The organism is Paenibacillus segetis (genome assembly GCF_014639155.1).
Taxonomy (GTDB): domain Bacteria; phylum Bacillota; class Bacilli; order Paenibacillales; family Paenibacillaceae; genus Fontibacillus; species Fontibacillus segetis.
Map to the genome: position 1 here is coordinate 291,791 of NZ_BMFT01000001.1, position 16,276 is coordinate 308,066.

A 16,276-nucleotide genomic window follows, 5' to 3' on the forward strand; every position below is an offset into this window, starting at 1 on the left:
ATAGATGGGGAGGAAAATAAAAATGTGGTTTGTCTTTGCCGCCGCTGCGGCAACGTGTTTTGGGTTGCGGGGAATTTTATATCAGTGGACATCCCAGCGTCCAATTGAACGAAGTCTGCTGTTATTTGGCGTGTATTTGTCAGGGACCTTGATTGCTCTAGGAATAAACGTGTTTACAGGTCAACCATGGAGTAGAGGAGTAGTGATCGGCCTGCTGATGGGTTTGTTTTCGTTCATCGCTAATGCTTCCATGTATAAGGGGTATGCTGTTGGGAAAGCTTCGTTGATCGCATTGTTCACGGGGCTGCCACCAGTCATAGTGGTCATCGCGGCTTATCTGTTATGGGGGGAAACGTTAAATATCTGGCAGTTATTATCCTTTGTTGTGGTGATTCTCGGCTTGCTGTTGATAAAGTATTCGCAGGATTTTAAGATAGGGCAGTTAAAAGGACTTCAATGGGGTCTGCTGACCATGCTGTTTTTTGGCATGACCGATCTGTCCTCCAAGCAGGCTACACTGCTTGGAGCGTCCACACTTCCGTTGCTTGCTGTCATGTATGGAACTGGGGCGACATTATTTGGAACGCAATGGGCCATCAATCGGTTTAAAGCTTCGAGGCATGCTGTGCGCATAGCGGCCGCGGAAGTTGAAGGTTCGGCAACATATACAGAAACTGCCCCGGAAACGGTGGCAACTCCCAACCAATGGAGTAATGGCAAAACTCTTGGCTGGGGAATGTTTGTCGGGATTTCGAATGTTGCGGGCATGATATTCCTTATCCCAGCTTTCCGAGAAGGGGTTACGGGCATTGTATCGGCGATTAGTGCCATGAATGTTGTCTTTGTGTTACTCTATGCCCGCTTTTATCTCAAGGAAATCATGTCTCGTCGGGAAATAAGTGGCTTAACACTTGCATTGGCCGGAATTGTGCTTCTTCGTTTGCTGGCATAGGACTCACCTTATTCAACAGGTTGAACCTTGGAGCGCACATGCTCCTTGTATTCACTTGGGTTGACCCCAAAGTGTTTCTTGAACAACCTGGTGAAATAAAACTGATCGTGTATACCGATCTGTGCGGCAATTTCCTTTACATAGGTATTGTCCTCCAAGATTAACTCGGCGGCCTTCTCCATTTTTACTGTATTAATATAGTGGATGATGCTTTGGCCGACTTCTTCCTTAAAGATTCTAGATAGATAGTTCTCGCTTAAATTGACGTGATTGGCGATCATCGCAAGCGTCATTTTATGCTGATAATGAGAGTTGATATAGTCGATGGCATGTTTAATATCCCTATTTTGCGTCGATACAATCGGTTGCTTCTTATGCGAGAACGATTGAAACACAAGCATCATAATGGATAATAGCTCCCCAATTTGTTTACACGCCTCGATGTCCTCTATATACGCTTTTAAGAGTTTTGGATCTCCGGTGATCATATTTGGATCGCATAGTGGGATATAGTGGATGCAATTAATAATAAATTTCTTAACTTCATAAGGATTAATTTGTTTGGATTTACAAGTCTCAAGTAACTGTTCGATGATTTGATGGGCTGCTTCAATACCTGAGCGTTTCCAGTTCTGTATTAATTGAACTGAGAAGTCGTGAACGTCAACGAAATCCAAGGTATCAATAAAGCGGATATCATCAGGATGAATGATCGTCTTGTTCTTGTAAAATTGGATCTGCATCGCGTCTTTACATTTCCAGAATGCCCGTTTTGCCTCCCCGTACCCCGTAACTTTATCGGAGTATATAATAGTGGGGGTGATGGAGATATACATTTCGATTAAATGGATGATCCGTTTAATGAAATCCATGATCACAATTTGATGATATTGCAATGTATCGCAAGAGATTAAGAGCAGCAACCCTTTGGATTCTAGTTGAATAATCTCCAGATCATCAATCGCTTTTAAGATGTCCAAAATGATATTTTCGATAAAGGATGCAGATATTTGATTTCGTTGTTGGTTACTTTGCACCTTACTATGCTCAAACGTTATATAAAATAAATAGCAACTGGTTTCGGAAAAATGGAGCGTGATCGAATCTTGCTGTTCCAGCTGTTTCAGATCGTAATCCGGATCATGAAAGTAATCTTTCAAAATAGCATTTTTCACGCTCTTTAGATTATTCTTCATCTGCTGAGTTTGAGTTTCCTGTAGCTGTTGAGACTGCTGCTCTTCCTCTATAAGCTTGACTGATTTCTCTAATTGTCGAATCAAATCATCCGTCTTCATACTGATCTTCAACATGTAATCAACGGCTCCAAGCACGAGCGCTTCACGAACTAACTCATATTCCCCATGGTTACTGGCAACTAGAATTTTGCCAGTATAACCTCTGTTGTTCAGCTCTTTGATCAGTTGTAAGCCATCCATATTGGGCATTTTCAGATCTGTGATAATGATATGAGGATTAAACTTGTCGACAAAGGCTAAGGCTTCAACACCATCAGACGCGGTTGCGCAAATGGAGAAGCCTAGTTCCTCCCACGAAATCATCGTTCGAAGAGCAACCTTAACAATCGGTTCATCATCTACCAGTAATACATTATACATAGGACGGTGCCACCTCTCATGTTGATATGTTACCTTGGTATAGTTAGCTTGCAGCTTGTCCCTTGGCCAATGGTACTTGTGATAAATAATCCATAGCTATCACCATATTGAAGCTTAATACGCTCAGCAACATTTGTAATTCCGATACCAGATAGTTTATCAGCGTTGCCTTGCTTTGTTGTATCAAAACCTTTTCCGTTATCCATGATTTCGATCGCAATGTTGTGTTCATCCTCCAAATAAATCCTGATCTGAATGAGCACTTTTCCGCCAATGTCTGTAACTCCATGAATTATCGCATTCTCTGCGATCGGCTGTAAGATGAGTTTGGGAATCATGCTGTGTAACAACGATTTATCGAGATCATATTCAATATCGAAATTATCGGCATAGCGAATTTTTTGAATCGCAAAGTAATTATCTAAATTCTGTAGCTCTTGCTCAATCGTAATTTGCTCGTCTTGATTGATGATGGTGCTGCGTAGTAGTTCGGCAAGTGAGGATATACCATCACTAAGGACAGGAACTTGGTTGATGATTGCGAGCCATCGTAAAGAATTTAGTGTATTGAATAGAAAATGAGGGTTGATCTGCGATTGCAGCATTTGCAATTCGAGAGAACGCCTTCTTTTTTGATGACTCTTCTGATCCTTCATAAGCTGCTCAATTTTGGCGACCATGCTATTAATTTTATTGGCTAGAACAGCCATTTCGTCCTTACTGTAATCTTCTATGCGATTAGACAAATCACCATAGGAAATTTGGTTGCAGAACGCGATAATTTGTCTAATCGGTTTGAGGATACTTGCATATAACACCAGAATAATTAGAATACAAAGGACTATTATGATGCTAATTACAATCAGTAGACTTGTTGTTATTTTACTTGTCTCTGAATTGATATAAGAAAAAGGAACGGTTGATACGAGATACCAGCCCAATTGACTATTATTTATATATGAGACTTGCTGCATATGCCCATTTACAGTGCCTGTAAAGGAATGATTCTTCAAACGTTCTTGTTTCTTAATTTGATTAAAAAGTTCATCTTTATAGTAGGAATCTCCAAGCAAAGTCTCCTTATTACTAGAAGACATGATTTTACCTTCTTTATCCATAATCATAATATTCGAGCCTGTTCCCAGATCGACACTAGAAAGAATAACTTTGGAGAACAACTCTCCACCAATAAAAACAAAGACATAACCTAATTGGTTATCAATGTTATTCAAGTCATTAATTTTACGACCTAGAACAATTGTATTCGATGTCCGATAGCTTTTGACGTAATTAAGACTATCATAAGGGGTATTTAAATCCACTTGATGAATAATATCTTCATATTTGTCATCGGGAATGCCGTCGTATCCTAGTTCATAAATAGGTTCTCTCTTGGAATTAATGATTCGAACATTTTGCACATATGCAGGATAGATGTTTCTGTATATATTGTCCATGGTAATATTAATGGCGGCATTGCTAGGAGCAGTCTGGCCAGGGACTGCAGCCAAACGTTCCTGAATCGTACTATTCGTAGAGACAGATCCGGCGAGAAATTGATAGCTATTGAGTTCAGTTAACATATTTTTATTGAGCAGGGTTAAAGCTTGAAATGTTGATTTGCTTAATTTTTCATTGATTGATTTTGAATAGATCGAGTAAGAATAGAAGCCTATAAATAGGATCGGAATCACAGAGACAACCAAGAAAATGATGGTTAAACGGTTCTGGATTTTAAATTTTCGCATGATTTGTGGGAGACTTGGAAAACGCTTGCATTTTTTACGCTGCATATGATGACCTCCGATTTCTCTCTTATTACAAGTTAACATAAAACAGAGGAGAGATCATTGATGAGCAGACTAAAAGCAAGAATAGTCCATGTAAACGTTAACATTATCCATTCCGTTTATGGGTCTAGGTGATTAACAAGTGACTTTTGGAGAGTCCAGGATGGATTAAATTAGCTGACACCATCGCAGGAGGATAAGATAATACATAGGTTGGTTTGTATTGTAAATGTAAATTCAAAGTAAAGGGCTCTATACTTAATTTATCAGATAAAGCGCTTTCCTAATCTGAAGGTAGATGAATTACTAGAGAATCTTAGGGAGGGTTATACATGAAAAAGAAAAGACTGATTAGTTCATTATTAGTAGTCTCGTTATTGAGTTTGGGATTGGTAGGATGCGGTAATAGCAATAATAATGCTGCAGCTACGACTGACACGAATTCTAAGAATACAACGAATGCGGCAAATGAAGCTACAGGAGATGGAACGAAGACTTTTGAGAACAAGGAGCTTAACATCGCAGTATTCCAAGGCGGTTTTGGACCGGATTATTGGAATGAGATCGTTAGTAAGTTTGAAAGCGCTTATCCAGGAGTTAAAGTCAACATGACGATTAATCCTAAGGTCGGCGATGTGATCAGACCGCAGATCGTTGCGGGAAATCCCCCTGATTTCTTATCCATTTCCGATACGGAGCAAAGTGGTATCGTATTATCTTTAATTAAGGAAAAAGGTCTACTTGATATTAGTGATGTATTCGAGAGTAAAGCACTCGATAAAGATCAAACGATCAAGGACATGATTCTTCCAGGGATGCTGGATAGTACACGCTTTCAGCCTTACCAAGATGGAAAGATCTATCTGGCACCGTTCAACGCAGGACCCATGGGCTTGATTTACAATAAAACATTGTTCGCTGAAAAAGGTTGGGAGGTTCCTGAAACTTGGGATGAGTTCTTTGCCCTTGGCGATGAGTTGAATAAAGAAGAGAACTACTTAGTTAACGCGGATGGAAGTAAGACGAAGAGAGCACTGTTCACTTACCAAGGTATCTATCCGGACTATTTGGAGGAAATTTTGTATCCAGCCATCGCTAGTGCAGGTGGTACAGAAACGCTAGACAAAATCTATAACTATGAAGAAGGTTCATTCAAGAACGATACAGTTAAAAAAGTATTGGATATCTTCTACAAAATTTCTAAAGACGGTTATCTAATGGATGGTACGGTTGCGCTGAACCATACACAATCACAAACCGATATGATGATGGGTAAATCATTGTTTATTGTTAACGGTAACTGGATGGAAAATGAAATGAAGGATTCTCCTAGAGAAGCTGGATTTGAATTTGGTATGACACCTGTGCCTGTATTCAATAAAGGCGATCAAAAATATGTACTGTCCAGCTATGAGCAATTCTCGATTCCTGCAAAAGCGAAAAACCCTGAGCTTGCTAAAGAATTCTTGAAATTCCTGTATACAGATGAGTCCGTCAAACTATTTGCTGAAAAAGCAAACGGTGCCTATGCGCTTAACGATGCGAAAGAATTGTCTAAACCATACCTAACTAAAGGTGTGTATGACATGTTTGACGCTTACAACGGTTCCGTATCCATTCTTCAAGGATGGCAGTCACTACCAAAGGGTTCCAAGGTTAGCGTTGTAACAGAAATGTTCAAGAATACAATTACTCCAGTCATGACAGGTCAAATGACAACAGATCAATGGATGGACAATGTAGAGAAGGCATTTGCACAGATCCGTGCTGAGAAAGCAGCAGCGAAATAATCTAGAATTCATTGTTGTGAAGTAACGAATACCTCAAAATACATCCTGTTAAGGCGTCTTAACAGGATGTATATCGCATGAAGAGGAGTGAGAGAAAATGTCTGATGTGCTGCTAACGAAAGTAGCTCCTACAAATAGAGAAATAAAGGGCACAAAATCTAAAAAGCCAAAATTATTTATCGCTTTATGCACCATTCCTACGCTTCTATTGACCATTATCTTCATGATTATCCCAACAATTAAGGCATTTATGATGTCATTTACAGATGCAACGGGGATGAGTGATGACAATAAGTTTATCTTTCTGGATAACTATAAATATATGTTTCATGATGAGATGTTCATCAAATCACTATTTAATACCTTCAAACTTATGCTCGTTGTACCGGTCATCACATTAGCCATTGGGTTAGTGCTAGCATTTCTATTAACTCAGACGAAGTTGAAAGAGAGAGGCTTTTACCGAACCGTATTCTTCTTTCCAAGTATTATCTCTTTGACAGTCGTAGGTATTATTTGGTCCTTTGTGTTCCATCCGAACATGGGGATCTTAAACAATATCCTTTCAAATATAGGCTTAGGAAATCTGACCAGACCATGGCTAGGAGATAGCAGTACTGCATTATGGTGTGTAGCTGTAACCCTGATCTGGCAAGCAGCTGGTTATTATATGGTTATGTATGTTGCGGCGATTGATGGTATATCTCCCGATGTGTTCGAATCAGCGACGATAGATGGAGCAGGACAGTTTAGGAAACTCATTAGTATTACAATTCCCCTGCTAAAAGATATTATTGGCATTACTTTTGTACTATCGCTAGCAGGAACGATCAATTTAAGTTTCATTATCGTAAGTGTTATGACAGGTGGGGGACCAGCAGGTGGAACCTCTGTGTTATTGCATTACATGTATACTCAGGCCTTCCAAAATTCAAACTTTGGTTACGCCATGGCGATCGCCATCTTTACACTGCTGATTTCCTTTGTTCTTTCTTTTCTATCTAGACTACTTACAAATAGAGCAGAAGGGTAGGGGACGACGGTGGATAGTAATCAAAAGAGCATTAGAAATCGAATCATTGCGAACTGGGCCACAAGAATATTTCTCATCTTTGCGACCATCGTCATGTTATATCCGTTCGTGTGGAATCTCTTGGCATCATTTAAGAGTAATACAGAATTTTTAACAGATCCATTTGCACTACCGACAGCGCTACATTTCGATAACTATGTACGAGCCTTTGTGAAATCCAAGATGGGCAATTATTTCATGAACTCTATCATCCTAGTGTTGTTCTCAACTGCATTGCTTATCGTTCTTGTCGTCCCTATTTCTTATGTGTTAACTAGATTTAAGTTCTTCGGTTCCAAGATGATTCTTAATTTGTACATGGCTTGTATCTTTATCCAAGCAACTTACATCATGGTTCCTTTATTCCTGCAAGTGAATTCATTCAACATGCTGGACAACCGAGGAATGTTAGGTGTCATCTATGCCGTTCTTCAATTCCCATTTGCTATCTTTGTATTAAGCGGATTTCTCAGATCCGTACCGAGAGACTATGAAGAAGCGGCGAAGATCGATGGTAGTGGCAACATGGGTGTGCTCGTTAGGATTATTGCTCCAATAGCCAAACCGGGGATTGTAACCGTAGGTATGTTGTCAGCAATGGGCTTCTGGAATGAATATCCGTTAGCGTTGGTATTGATTCAAAGTGAGGGCAAAAAGACATTACCAGTTGGACTTGCGAACTTGTTTGAAGTTCAACGTTATGCCACAGACTGGAGTGCGTTATTCGCAGCATTGATTCTGGTACTTATTCCAACGATCATATTGTTCGTCATTGGACAGAAGCAATTATTGCAAGGTATCAGTGCTGGCGGTATTAAGGGTTAATTCATCACCCTATAGAGGGATTTGTAAACAAAACAATATACGAATGTGGAATGGATTCCTTTTTGCGATAAAGAGGAATCCATTGTTACATCTATAGAATACAACTCAACGAGATATGGAGGCATGGCATGTATGTATAACTCTATCTATTTTGACGGAACAGCATTGCAGGTTGATCGGGAGCGATATTTGAGAAAGCATGATGTTATATATCAATCACCGACCTATAAAGGATACGAGGGACTTCCGATTGGGAACGGGGATATGGGAGGTATGTTATTTCATACGCCTAGTTCAATCGAATTTGTGTTAAATAAGACGGATGTGATCGATTTTGGCGAGAATGGGAATTTCAAAGCTTGGGCATGGGAGTCCGAAGAGAAGAATACAGCTCCCGTATCCTGTGGGAAAATTAGCATTACCGACGGGTTGCCGTCATTTGATTGGGTCTACCTGAAAGACTACGAGGCAAGATTGAATATCTCGGAAGGTGTCGCTACAATCGCTAGCCAGACCCCTTTTTCTAGCTATTCATATAAGACGTATGCTGCAGAGGAGCCTAGTGTCCTCGTAATGGAAGTAGAAGCTACTTCGCTCGAAGCGGTAGAAAGAAAGATTACGCTTGAAAAATGGGGGAGTCCGAACTTTTTTCACTATTATGAGCAAATCTCTACTACCTATGATAAGAACCTATTTAACACCCATACGGGTAAGAAGGATAACTGTGTATATATAGAGCAACAGCTGGAAGGCACGCATTATATCATGGCTGCTAAGGTGATCGGTGAAGAAGTAGAAATAAAACTGCCTAACTCCCATGGCTGCGAGATCATTCTCCCTAAGTCCAAGTCTCATAAGTTTACGCTACTAACAACGGTAATCGTAAGCCAAGAAGGGAAAGTGGATCTGCAAGAGGCGACTCAGCGTCTGGAGCAAATTGAGCAAGGATATAATCAGTTGTTTCTAGATCACAAGCAAAGATGGAATGAATTTTGGAGTAAGTCCTTTGTTCATCTGAGTGAAGATGATTATTTGGAGAATTTATACTACTTGAACTTATATCAGCTAAACAGCTGTAGTCGTGGTAAATACCCTATTACGTTTGCGGGGTTGTGGGGCTGGTTCAAGGATACCCGAAATTGGGGGCACTTCTATCACTGGAATCATCAACAGACCTATTGGGGTGTGCATGCCGCCAACCATAGCGAGCTAGCCGACAACTACTATCGATATCGAATGAATATGCTAGAGAATGCCAAAGCAGATGCCACGAATCTCTACCAGAGCAATGGCGCCTATTTCTCAGATATCTCTAATCTAAATGGATATAACGCGATTGAACCTGATACGATTCGTAACTTTACAGTAGGGCCGCAGATTGCACTCGATTTGTACAAGCATTATTTGTATACAGGGGATTTAGTCTTTCTTGAAGAACAAGCTTACCCTTTCATGCGTTCCTGTGCTGATTTATATTGCGATATGTTAGTAAAGGAAGAGGGCGTATATAGAATCAAGGGAGGTTCAACCTCTTATGAGAGCTACTGGAATTTGAAGGATACAACAACGGATCATGCTTTGATCACCGCACTCTTGAATGCATTGCTGGCTACTAAGGAACTGGTGGATTTAGAAGATGAACAGGCAGAGTTGTATAAGGATATCCTGCGTTGCTTGTATCCATTAAATACGGTGAGCGTGGAACATGACGCACAAACGATAGAAATATGGTCCGATGGTACCCAGTGGAATGACCAGAAGGTTGGTTATTGTGAGGGAGAATATCCAATGTCCCCTTTTCCAGGAAGTCAGCTTGCGATGGTCTACCCAGCTAGTGTTATCGGGTTGCATAATCAGGATAAGGCAGAGTTTGGACTTGCGAGAAATACAGCCAGAGTTATATTCGATCGAGAAGTATATCAATTAGGGAAGATGGGCTGCTCGGGTCACACGCCAGCGCCGGAGATTGCAGCAAGACTGGGTATGAGCGAGGATATGTTCCCGATTTTACACAAATTCATCACGACGTATCAGATGTTTCCTAACGGGTTCATGCATTTTGCAGATATTAGTCAGGATCAGCAATGGGCGAAGATATTCAACCCTCGTATATTACCACAGGAGGGGCAGACCCAATGGGAAGAAGTACATGATAAGTCTAAGGGCGAACGAACGCTCATTCCTTCGGAAACCTTCTTGCATTGTTATTTTGAATCGGCAGCAAATGTGATGGCGGGCATTCATGAAATGCTGTTACAGAGCTACCATGGATTCATCCATGTGTTTCCGGCTGTTCCTGAGCATTACAGTGCGGTATTTACCTTGCAAGCTGTAGGAAACTTTGAAGTTACAAGTGAGAAGAAAGGGCAAGATGTGCGTTATATCCACATTGTTAGCCATAATGGTGGTAAATGTAGAGTCAAGAATCCTTGGAATACGTCCCAAATCAGAGTTATTTCAGGTCATAAGCAGGTCGAGTTTTGCTTTGTTGGTGATCTCATTGAATTTGATACCTGTGAACAACAAGGGTATTCCATTGTCCGAAGAGAATATCCATTAGAGAATTATTACCAGGATAAATTAACCGCCAAACCCAATCAAAATGTGAAGACGTTCCAAACCTCAAGGCTCGGTAAGTCCAAAGTATACTAATCAACTTTTATAACGGTGGAGGTTTGGTTACAATGACGAGCAGTCAGAACAAGCTATACTATACGAAGCCTGCACAGCGATGGGCAGAGGCGCTACCGCTCGGTAACGGAAGAATGGGCGCAATGGTGTATGGTGGAGTGCAGCGCGAGCAAATTCAATTGAACGAGGATACGCTGTGGGCCGGTTATCCGCGGGCAGAGCATAATCCAGATGCCGCTACCCACTTAGGAGAAGCTCGGCGTTTGCTGGCGGAAGAACGATATATAGAAGCTCAGGAGCTAATTGAAGGTAAGATGCTTGGAACTTCGGGTAGCGGTGTTCAGCCATATCAACCTCTAGGCAACTTATATTTGGATTTCGAAGGGGAATTTGATGATCAAGGATATCGTCGCGAGTTAGACCTGAATACGGCGATAGCTACGACCCATATTGGAGAAGGTGCCACCAGTCAGAAGCGTTCTGTATTCATCTCGGCAGTGGATCAAGTCATGGTCGTACACCTTGAAAGTGTAGATCCAAAGGGGCTCCATTTAACGGTTACGATGGATTCCGAGCTACGTCATACATTGCAGGACACAGAAGATGGTGGCATGGTCATGGTGGGCCGCTGTCCGCAACAGGTGCAGAATCATAACAATGAACTGGAATCTATACTCGTATACGATGAAGAAGAGTCTGGGAAGGCCATGCGTTTTGCCGCGGCAATTCAGGTGTTACATGAAGGTGGCGAAGTGGATTCAGAGGCTACTGGACCAATAAAGGTAAAAGGCGCGAGAACGCTCACGTTGCTGTACACTTCTGCGACGAGCTTCGATGGCTTCGATCAAGTACCAGGCACAAGCGGTCGTGATCCTATAGCTATTTGTTCAAAGGTTCTAGAAGCGGCAAAGTGTAAGAGCTACGACACGCTGCTTGAATCTCACCTCAGCGATTATCAAGCTTTATTTCAGCGAGTGGAGCTGCAACTTTGTGAAATGCAACTAGACACTAAGTTAAACCTAATACCAACTGATGAACGGATTCAGGGCGTGATGAGTGGAGTAGAAGATCCCGGATTGATTGCGCTAGTATATCAATACGGACGTTACTTACTAATCTCGAGTTCACGCCCGGGCACACAAGCAGCGAACCTCCAGGGGATATGGAATGATATGATTCAACCGCCATGGAACTGTGATTACCATTTCAATATTAATCTGCAAATGAACTATTGGCTTGCCGAGACCAGTAATTTGTCCGAGTGCCATGAGCCCTTGTTCTCGTTGATTGAAGAACAATCGGTGACGGGTGAGGAGACGGCGCGGATTCAGTACGACTGCGGTGGTTGGACGGCACACACGATGTCGGATATTTGGCGGACAAATAATGTGGGCAGCCGTGGCGAGGCCGAATGGGCGTATTGGCCGATGGCAGGAGCATGGCTATGTCAGCATTTATGGGAGCATTATTTATTCACGCAAGATCGTGACTTTCTGGAGCAACGGGCTTGGCCGATTCTAAAAGGGGCAGCGCAGTTTGTGCTCGATTGGCTCATAGATGACGAACAGGGCCACTTGACCACGAGTCCATCTGTGTCACCGGAGAATAACTTTCTGTCACCAAATGAACAGGTCGCCGTATCCGTGTCTCAAGGCAGCTCGATGGATATATCGTTGTGTCGTGAGCTACTGACGACGATTGTTGAGGCGGGTGCAATACTGAATCTGGATGAGGATTTCGTCCAAAGATGTGAAGCTGCGCGAAGCCGATTGAGACCGCTGGAGATCGGTGCGAACGGGCAAGTCGTTGAGTGGAACCATGATTTCGCCGAGAATGATCCGTTGCATCGGCACGTTTCTCATTTGTATGGCATGTATCCAGGCCATGAATTCACGATGGAACGTACGCCTGAGTTCAGTCAGGCCGTCCGTCGCTCCTTAGAACTTCGGGGGAATGAAGGAACGGGCTGGAGTATGGGATGGAAGGTGGCACTTTGGGCCAGATTGCATGATGGAGATCAGGCATCACAAGTATTGCACAACTTCCTGAATCTCGTAGAAGAGGGCGGGTTTGATTACCATAAGGGCGGAATTTACCCGAATCTGTTCTGCGCGCATCCACCGTTTCAAATTGACGGTAACTTTGGCGCAACCGCGGGAATAACCGAGCTACTGTTGCAAAGCCATCAACAAGATATTCACCTCTTACCAGCGTTGCCTTCCAGTTGGAGCGAAGGTAATGTGAAAGGGCTTCGTGCGCGTGGCGGTTACACCGTTGATATAAGCTGGATGGCAGGAGATTTGACGGAAGCGAAGGTGTTGGCAGATCGTGATGGAACATGTACCGTTCGCTATCGTGATAAGATACTGACGGTTGAATGTATCTCGGGCGTTCCGGTGATCATTGATTATGATCATGGGCGTTTAGTTGTTAGATCAGCATTGTGAAAATAGAACGGCGAACGATCTCCTTGCGTTAGCGTAAGCAGCATCTTATTAATTAGTTTGGATCAGATTGGTATGGAGGATTTGGTTCATATGACCCCGTTGTCATGGGGGGTGTCAGAAGAGCTTGTAGCGGAAGTTACGAATAAGCAGCATACTGATAAGCAGCATACTGAGATCACCTTTGACTTTTCTATCCTGTGTGGACAGAAAAAAAGTAACCTGAAATAGAGAAAAACCGAAAGCTGGACACCATTCCTAGTGTCTAACTTTCGGTTTTTTGCAATATTCAAAGCTTACTCCTGTGCCGCTCTATTTTCCTGTTCACGCAGATCTATTCTCCGTATTTTACCGGAAGATGTCTTCGGAAGGTCTTGGATAAATTCGATTTTACGCGGATATTTGTAAGGGGCTGTCCACTCTTTGACATGCGACTGAAGCTCCTTAACAAGCTCTGGAGAAGCGGCTGAAGCATCCTTCAGCACGACAAATGCTTTTACGATATGACCACGGATTTCATCGGGGCTCGCAACTACAGCACATTCTTTAACTGATGCGTGCTTCATAAGCGCTTCCTCTACTTCAAAGGGTCCAATCGTGTAGCCTGAGCTGATGATAATATCGTCTCCCCGGCCCTCGAACCAGAAATAGCCGTCTTCATCTTTGCGGGCACGGTCGCCTGTTACAAAATAACTCCCGTGCGAGCAGTTGGCTTTACGCTCAGGGTCCTTGAAATAGGTCTTAAATAACGCCGGCATGTCCAAATGCACAGCAATATCTCCAACTACACCCGCGGGAAGCGGATTACCTTCCTCATCGATTACTTCTACAAGGCCGGGAGCAATCGATTTGCCCATGGAACCAGCTCGAATCGGGGTTTCCTTGAGGGTTCCGATGATTAGAGTACTTTCTGTTTGTCCGTAGCCGTCCCGAATGGTGATATCGAAATGGCGCTGGAAGGTGTCAATGACTTCCTGATTTAAAGGTTCTCCAGCGGATACCGCACAGCGCAGGTGAGACAAGTCATACTGATCTAATCCTTCAGTCTTAGCCATTAAGCGGTATTCCGTTGGGGTACAGCACAATACTTGGATACCTTGATCTTGAAGGAGTTGCAAATATCGATTCGGCGCAAATGATCCATTATATACGAAACCTGTAGCTCCGTTTCCAAGTACGGTCAAGAAGGGGCTCCAGATCCATTTTTGCCAACCTGGTGCAGCTGTTGCCCAGACAATATCGGATGCTTGAATATCCAGCCATAACGACGAAGTGATCCGTAGGTGAGCATAACCCCAGCCGTGACTGTGAACGACAGCCTTGGGATTGCCTGTAGTTCCGGAAGTATAGGCCAGAATGGCAATATCATCTCTGTGGCTTGCGACTGCTTCGAAAGTATCAGGCTGACCTACCATTAATGACTCCAAGTCAATCCAGCCAGATCCGACTTTTCCTTTATTTCCAGAAACGGAGAGACGGTAATTTAAAGCGGGTAACTCTTCGGTAATTTTATCAACTTCATGGGCAACCTCTGACCATGCGATAACAGCTTTGGCCTCAGAATGCTGAAGGCGGTAGGACAAATCCTTGGCCCGAAGCATTTCGGAAGAAGGAATAATGGCAAGCCCAAGCTTTAGACAAGCCATGTAGATGACATAAGCGATAATTCTGCGTGGAACCATAACGAGAACAGGATCACCTTGACGAAGGCCCAGACCAGCTAAACCTCTAGCGAGCCGATTAGCCTGCTTGCGCAGTTCTCCATAAGTAATCTCCTCGTAGTCACCGTCTTCACTTAACCATTTAAGTGCAATCTTATCGGAAGGATGTTTGTCCATTTCCGAAGTGAGATTGTAGTATTCTGGTGCGATCCATTGCTTATTGTCCAAAATGAGCATCTCCTATTTAAAAAATGATGGATATAGCTAATAAAGATAGTATAGCACGTTATCTTAGTATCAGGTACTAACGCTTGGGTGCATTTGAATATTGACTAGTATAACCTGACATAGATGACTAAATTGTTTGATGTCTAATATTTGACTTTTGTGGTAATGACAAGTACAGTAGTAGTGAATTAAATAGGAAGTCCACTAGGGGAGCCGTTAGCGGCTGAGACAAGAGCATTTCTTGGACCCTTTGAACCTGATCTAGTTCGTACTAGCGGAGGAAAGTGGAGTCGGATCCTACCATACTCTTTACGCAATTCTATTTGTGTAAGGTTTATTGATGAAGCCGCTCCATATCTGGAGCGGCTTTTTGTGTATGGTTTTCTTGAAGAGCTACGTTCCTAAGGACAGGACTTCCTAACCCTATAATCTCGGAGGTGGAGGAAGATGAGTTTCACGCAAGAGCTCCGTCAGCAGGCGGATGGTATTTTTCAAGCGATCTTTAAGCATCCCTTTGTGAGAGGTATCGCGAGTGGTGATTTGAAGAAGGAACAATTGATTCATTACATCAAACAGGATTTTGAGTATTTGAATGCGTACATGCGGATTTATGGTATCGCAATATCCAAATGTTCGAATCGTGAGGAGATTGCGGTGTTTAATGAGCAGATTTCTTTTATACTACATAGCGAAATTCACCCACACCAGAACTTCTGCGATGTGGCCGGAGTTAGCTATGAGCAATTGCAAGGATATCCTCTGGCTCCATCCGCACATCATTATATTCGTCATATGTTGACGATAGCGCATGAAGGCAGCTTAGGTGAAATTATGGCGGTATTACTGCCATGTCCGTGGACATATCAGGAGATTGGGCGGCAGTTACTAGAGGAAGTTAAGCCTACGGAATCGCATAAATTCTATGAGTGGATGCATTTTTATGGCGACTCTTCCGTACTTACGACGACAACTAAATTTTGCGAGAGTTTAGATGAATGGGCGGCGGGAACGACCGAATTAGAACGTCAGAAGATGAGAGAGCATTTCTTGTTAAGTTGTCAGTTAGAGTACATGTTCTGGGATATGGCTTATAAGCTGGAGGATTGGCCGGTTCGAATGACGGCGGAGGTATAAGGGAAATAGTGTGTGGAAAAATGCCGAAAACCCAACTTCTTTCCTTCTATTAACGGGAAATCCTCCAGTTAAATTAATCTGAGAGCCCATCTTTCCCTGATGAACTGGAATAACTCCTGTTAATTCAACCGAT

The 16,276-nt window shown here is 42.7% G+C and carries 11 protein-coding genes and 1 riboswitch; of the genes, 8 read left to right on the top strand and 3 right to left on the bottom strand.

Going from position 1 to position 16,276, the window contains the following annotated elements:
• Positions 1 to 22: 22 nt before the first annotated feature.
• Entirely contained in the window at positions 23 to 952 is a 930-nt protein-coding gene (locus tag IEW05_RS01210; protein ID WP_188535025.1) for an EamA family transporter, read from the top strand.
• An 8-nt stretch (positions 953 to 960) separates the two neighbouring features.
• Here the strand turns inward: IEW05_RS01210 and IEW05_RS01215 are convergent, their stop codons facing one another.
• Complete coding sequence (locus IEW05_RS01215) at positions 961 to 2,568, bottom strand: response regulator transcription factor (protein WP_188535026.1); 1,608 nt, start codon at positions 2,566 to 2,568, stop codon at positions 961 to 963.
• A 29-nt stretch (positions 2,569 to 2,597) separates the two neighbouring features.
• Positions 2,598 to 4,361: a sensor histidine kinase gene (locus IEW05_RS01220; protein ID WP_188535028.1), complete on the bottom strand. Its 1,764-nt coding sequence runs from the start codon at positions 4,359 to 4,361 to the stop codon at positions 2,598 to 2,600.
• A gap of 329 nt (positions 4,362 to 4,690) precedes the next feature.
• On the opposite strand from IEW05_RS01220, the gene IEW05_RS01225 reads away from it, so the two are divergent.
• The 6 genes from IEW05_RS01225 (at position 4,691) to IEW05_RS01250 (ending at position 13,351) form a co-directional block, all read left to right on the top strand.
• Complete coding sequence (locus IEW05_RS01225; protein ID WP_188535030.1) at positions 4,691 to 6,148, top strand: carbohydrate ABC transporter substrate-binding protein; 1,458 nt, start codon at positions 4,691 to 4,693, stop codon at positions 6,146 to 6,148.
• A gap of 97 nt (positions 6,149 to 6,245) precedes the next feature.
• Positions 6,246 to 7,181 carry a carbohydrate ABC transporter permease gene (locus IEW05_RS01230; protein ID WP_229753214.1) on the top strand — a complete coding sequence of 312 codons (936 nt, stop codon included), beginning with the start codon at positions 6,246 to 6,248 and terminating at the stop codon, positions 7,179 to 7,181.
• 9 nt (positions 7,182 to 7,190) lie between these two features.
• Complete coding sequence (locus IEW05_RS01235) at positions 7,191 to 8,045, top strand: carbohydrate ABC transporter permease (RefSeq protein ID WP_229753215.1); 855 nt, start codon at positions 7,191 to 7,193, stop codon at positions 8,043 to 8,045.
• Between the two features lie 132 nt (positions 8,046 to 8,177).
• Positions 8,178 to 10,697 (top strand): glycosyl hydrolase family 95 catalytic domain-containing protein, encoded by a 2,520-nt coding sequence (locus IEW05_RS01240; protein WP_188535032.1) that lies wholly within the window; start codon positions 8,178 to 8,180, stop codon positions 10,695 to 10,697.
• A 32-nt stretch (positions 10,698 to 10,729) separates the two neighbouring features.
• Positions 10,730 to 13,123, top strand: coding sequence for a glycoside hydrolase family 95 protein (locus IEW05_RS01245; protein WP_188535034.1), 2,394 nt, complete (start codon positions 10,730 to 10,732; stop codon positions 13,121 to 13,123).
• 90 nt (positions 13,124 to 13,213) lie between these two features.
• The gene (locus IEW05_RS01250) at positions 13,214 to 13,351 is read left to right on the top strand and encodes a hypothetical protein (protein WP_188535036.1); all 138 of its coding nucleotides are present in this window, start codon (positions 13,214 to 13,216) and stop codon (positions 13,349 to 13,351) included.
• Positions 13,352 to 13,416: 65 nt separating this feature from the next.
• On the opposite strand, the gene IEW05_RS01255 is transcribed toward IEW05_RS01250, so the two are convergent.
• Complete coding sequence (locus tag IEW05_RS01255; RefSeq protein ID WP_188540656.1) at positions 13,417 to 15,012, bottom strand: acetate--CoA ligase; 1,596 nt, start codon at positions 15,010 to 15,012, stop codon at positions 13,417 to 13,419.
• Positions 15,013 to 15,205: 193 nt separating this feature from the next.
• Positions 15,206 to 15,309, top strand: a riboswitch (TPP riboswitch).
• Positions 15,310 to 15,456: 147 nt separating this feature from the next.
• Between IEW05_RS01255 and tenA the strand changes: the two genes are divergently transcribed.
• Positions 15,457 to 16,143: a thiaminase II gene (gene tenA, locus IEW05_RS01260; RefSeq protein ID WP_188535038.1), complete on the top strand. Its 687-nt coding sequence runs from the start codon at positions 15,457 to 15,459 to the stop codon at positions 16,141 to 16,143.
• Positions 16,144 to 16,276: the final 133 nt, after the last annotated feature.

What these genes read in the sequence shown, in the direction of transcription:
- IEW05_RS01210 (WP_188535025.1), top strand. Translation starts at nt 23, where the DNA reads ATGTGGTTTGTCTTTGCCGCCGCTGCGGCAACGTGTTTTGGGTTGCGG.
- IEW05_RS01215 (WP_188535026.1), bottom strand. Translation starts at nt 2,568, where the DNA reads ATGTATAATGTATTACTGGTAGATGATGAACCGATTGTTAAGGTTGCT.
- IEW05_RS01220 (WP_188535028.1), bottom strand. Translation starts at nt 4,361, where the DNA reads ATGCAGCGTAAAAAATGCAAGCGTTTTCCAAGTCTCCCACAAATCATG.
- IEW05_RS01225 (WP_188535030.1), top strand. Translation starts at nt 4,691, where the DNA reads ATGAAAAAGAAAAGACTGATTAGTTCATTATTAGTAGTCTCGTTATTG.
- IEW05_RS01230 (WP_229753214.1), top strand. Translation starts at nt 6,246, where the DNA reads ATGTCTGATGTGCTGCTAACGAAAGTAGCTCCTACAAATAGAGAAATA.
- IEW05_RS01240 (WP_188535032.1), top strand. Translation starts at nt 8,178, where the DNA reads ATGTATAACTCTATCTATTTTGACGGAACAGCATTGCAGGTTGATCGG.
- IEW05_RS01245 (WP_188535034.1), top strand. Translation starts at nt 10,730, where the DNA reads ATGACGAGCAGTCAGAACAAGCTATACTATACGAAGCCTGCACAGCGA.
- IEW05_RS01250 (WP_188535036.1), top strand. Translation starts at nt 13,214, where the DNA reads ATGACCCCGTTGTCATGGGGGGTGTCAGAAGAGCTTGTAGCGGAAGTT.
- tenA (WP_188535038.1), top strand. Translation starts at nt 15,457, where the DNA reads ATGAGTTTCACGCAAGAGCTCCGTCAGCAGGCGGATGGTATTTTTCAA.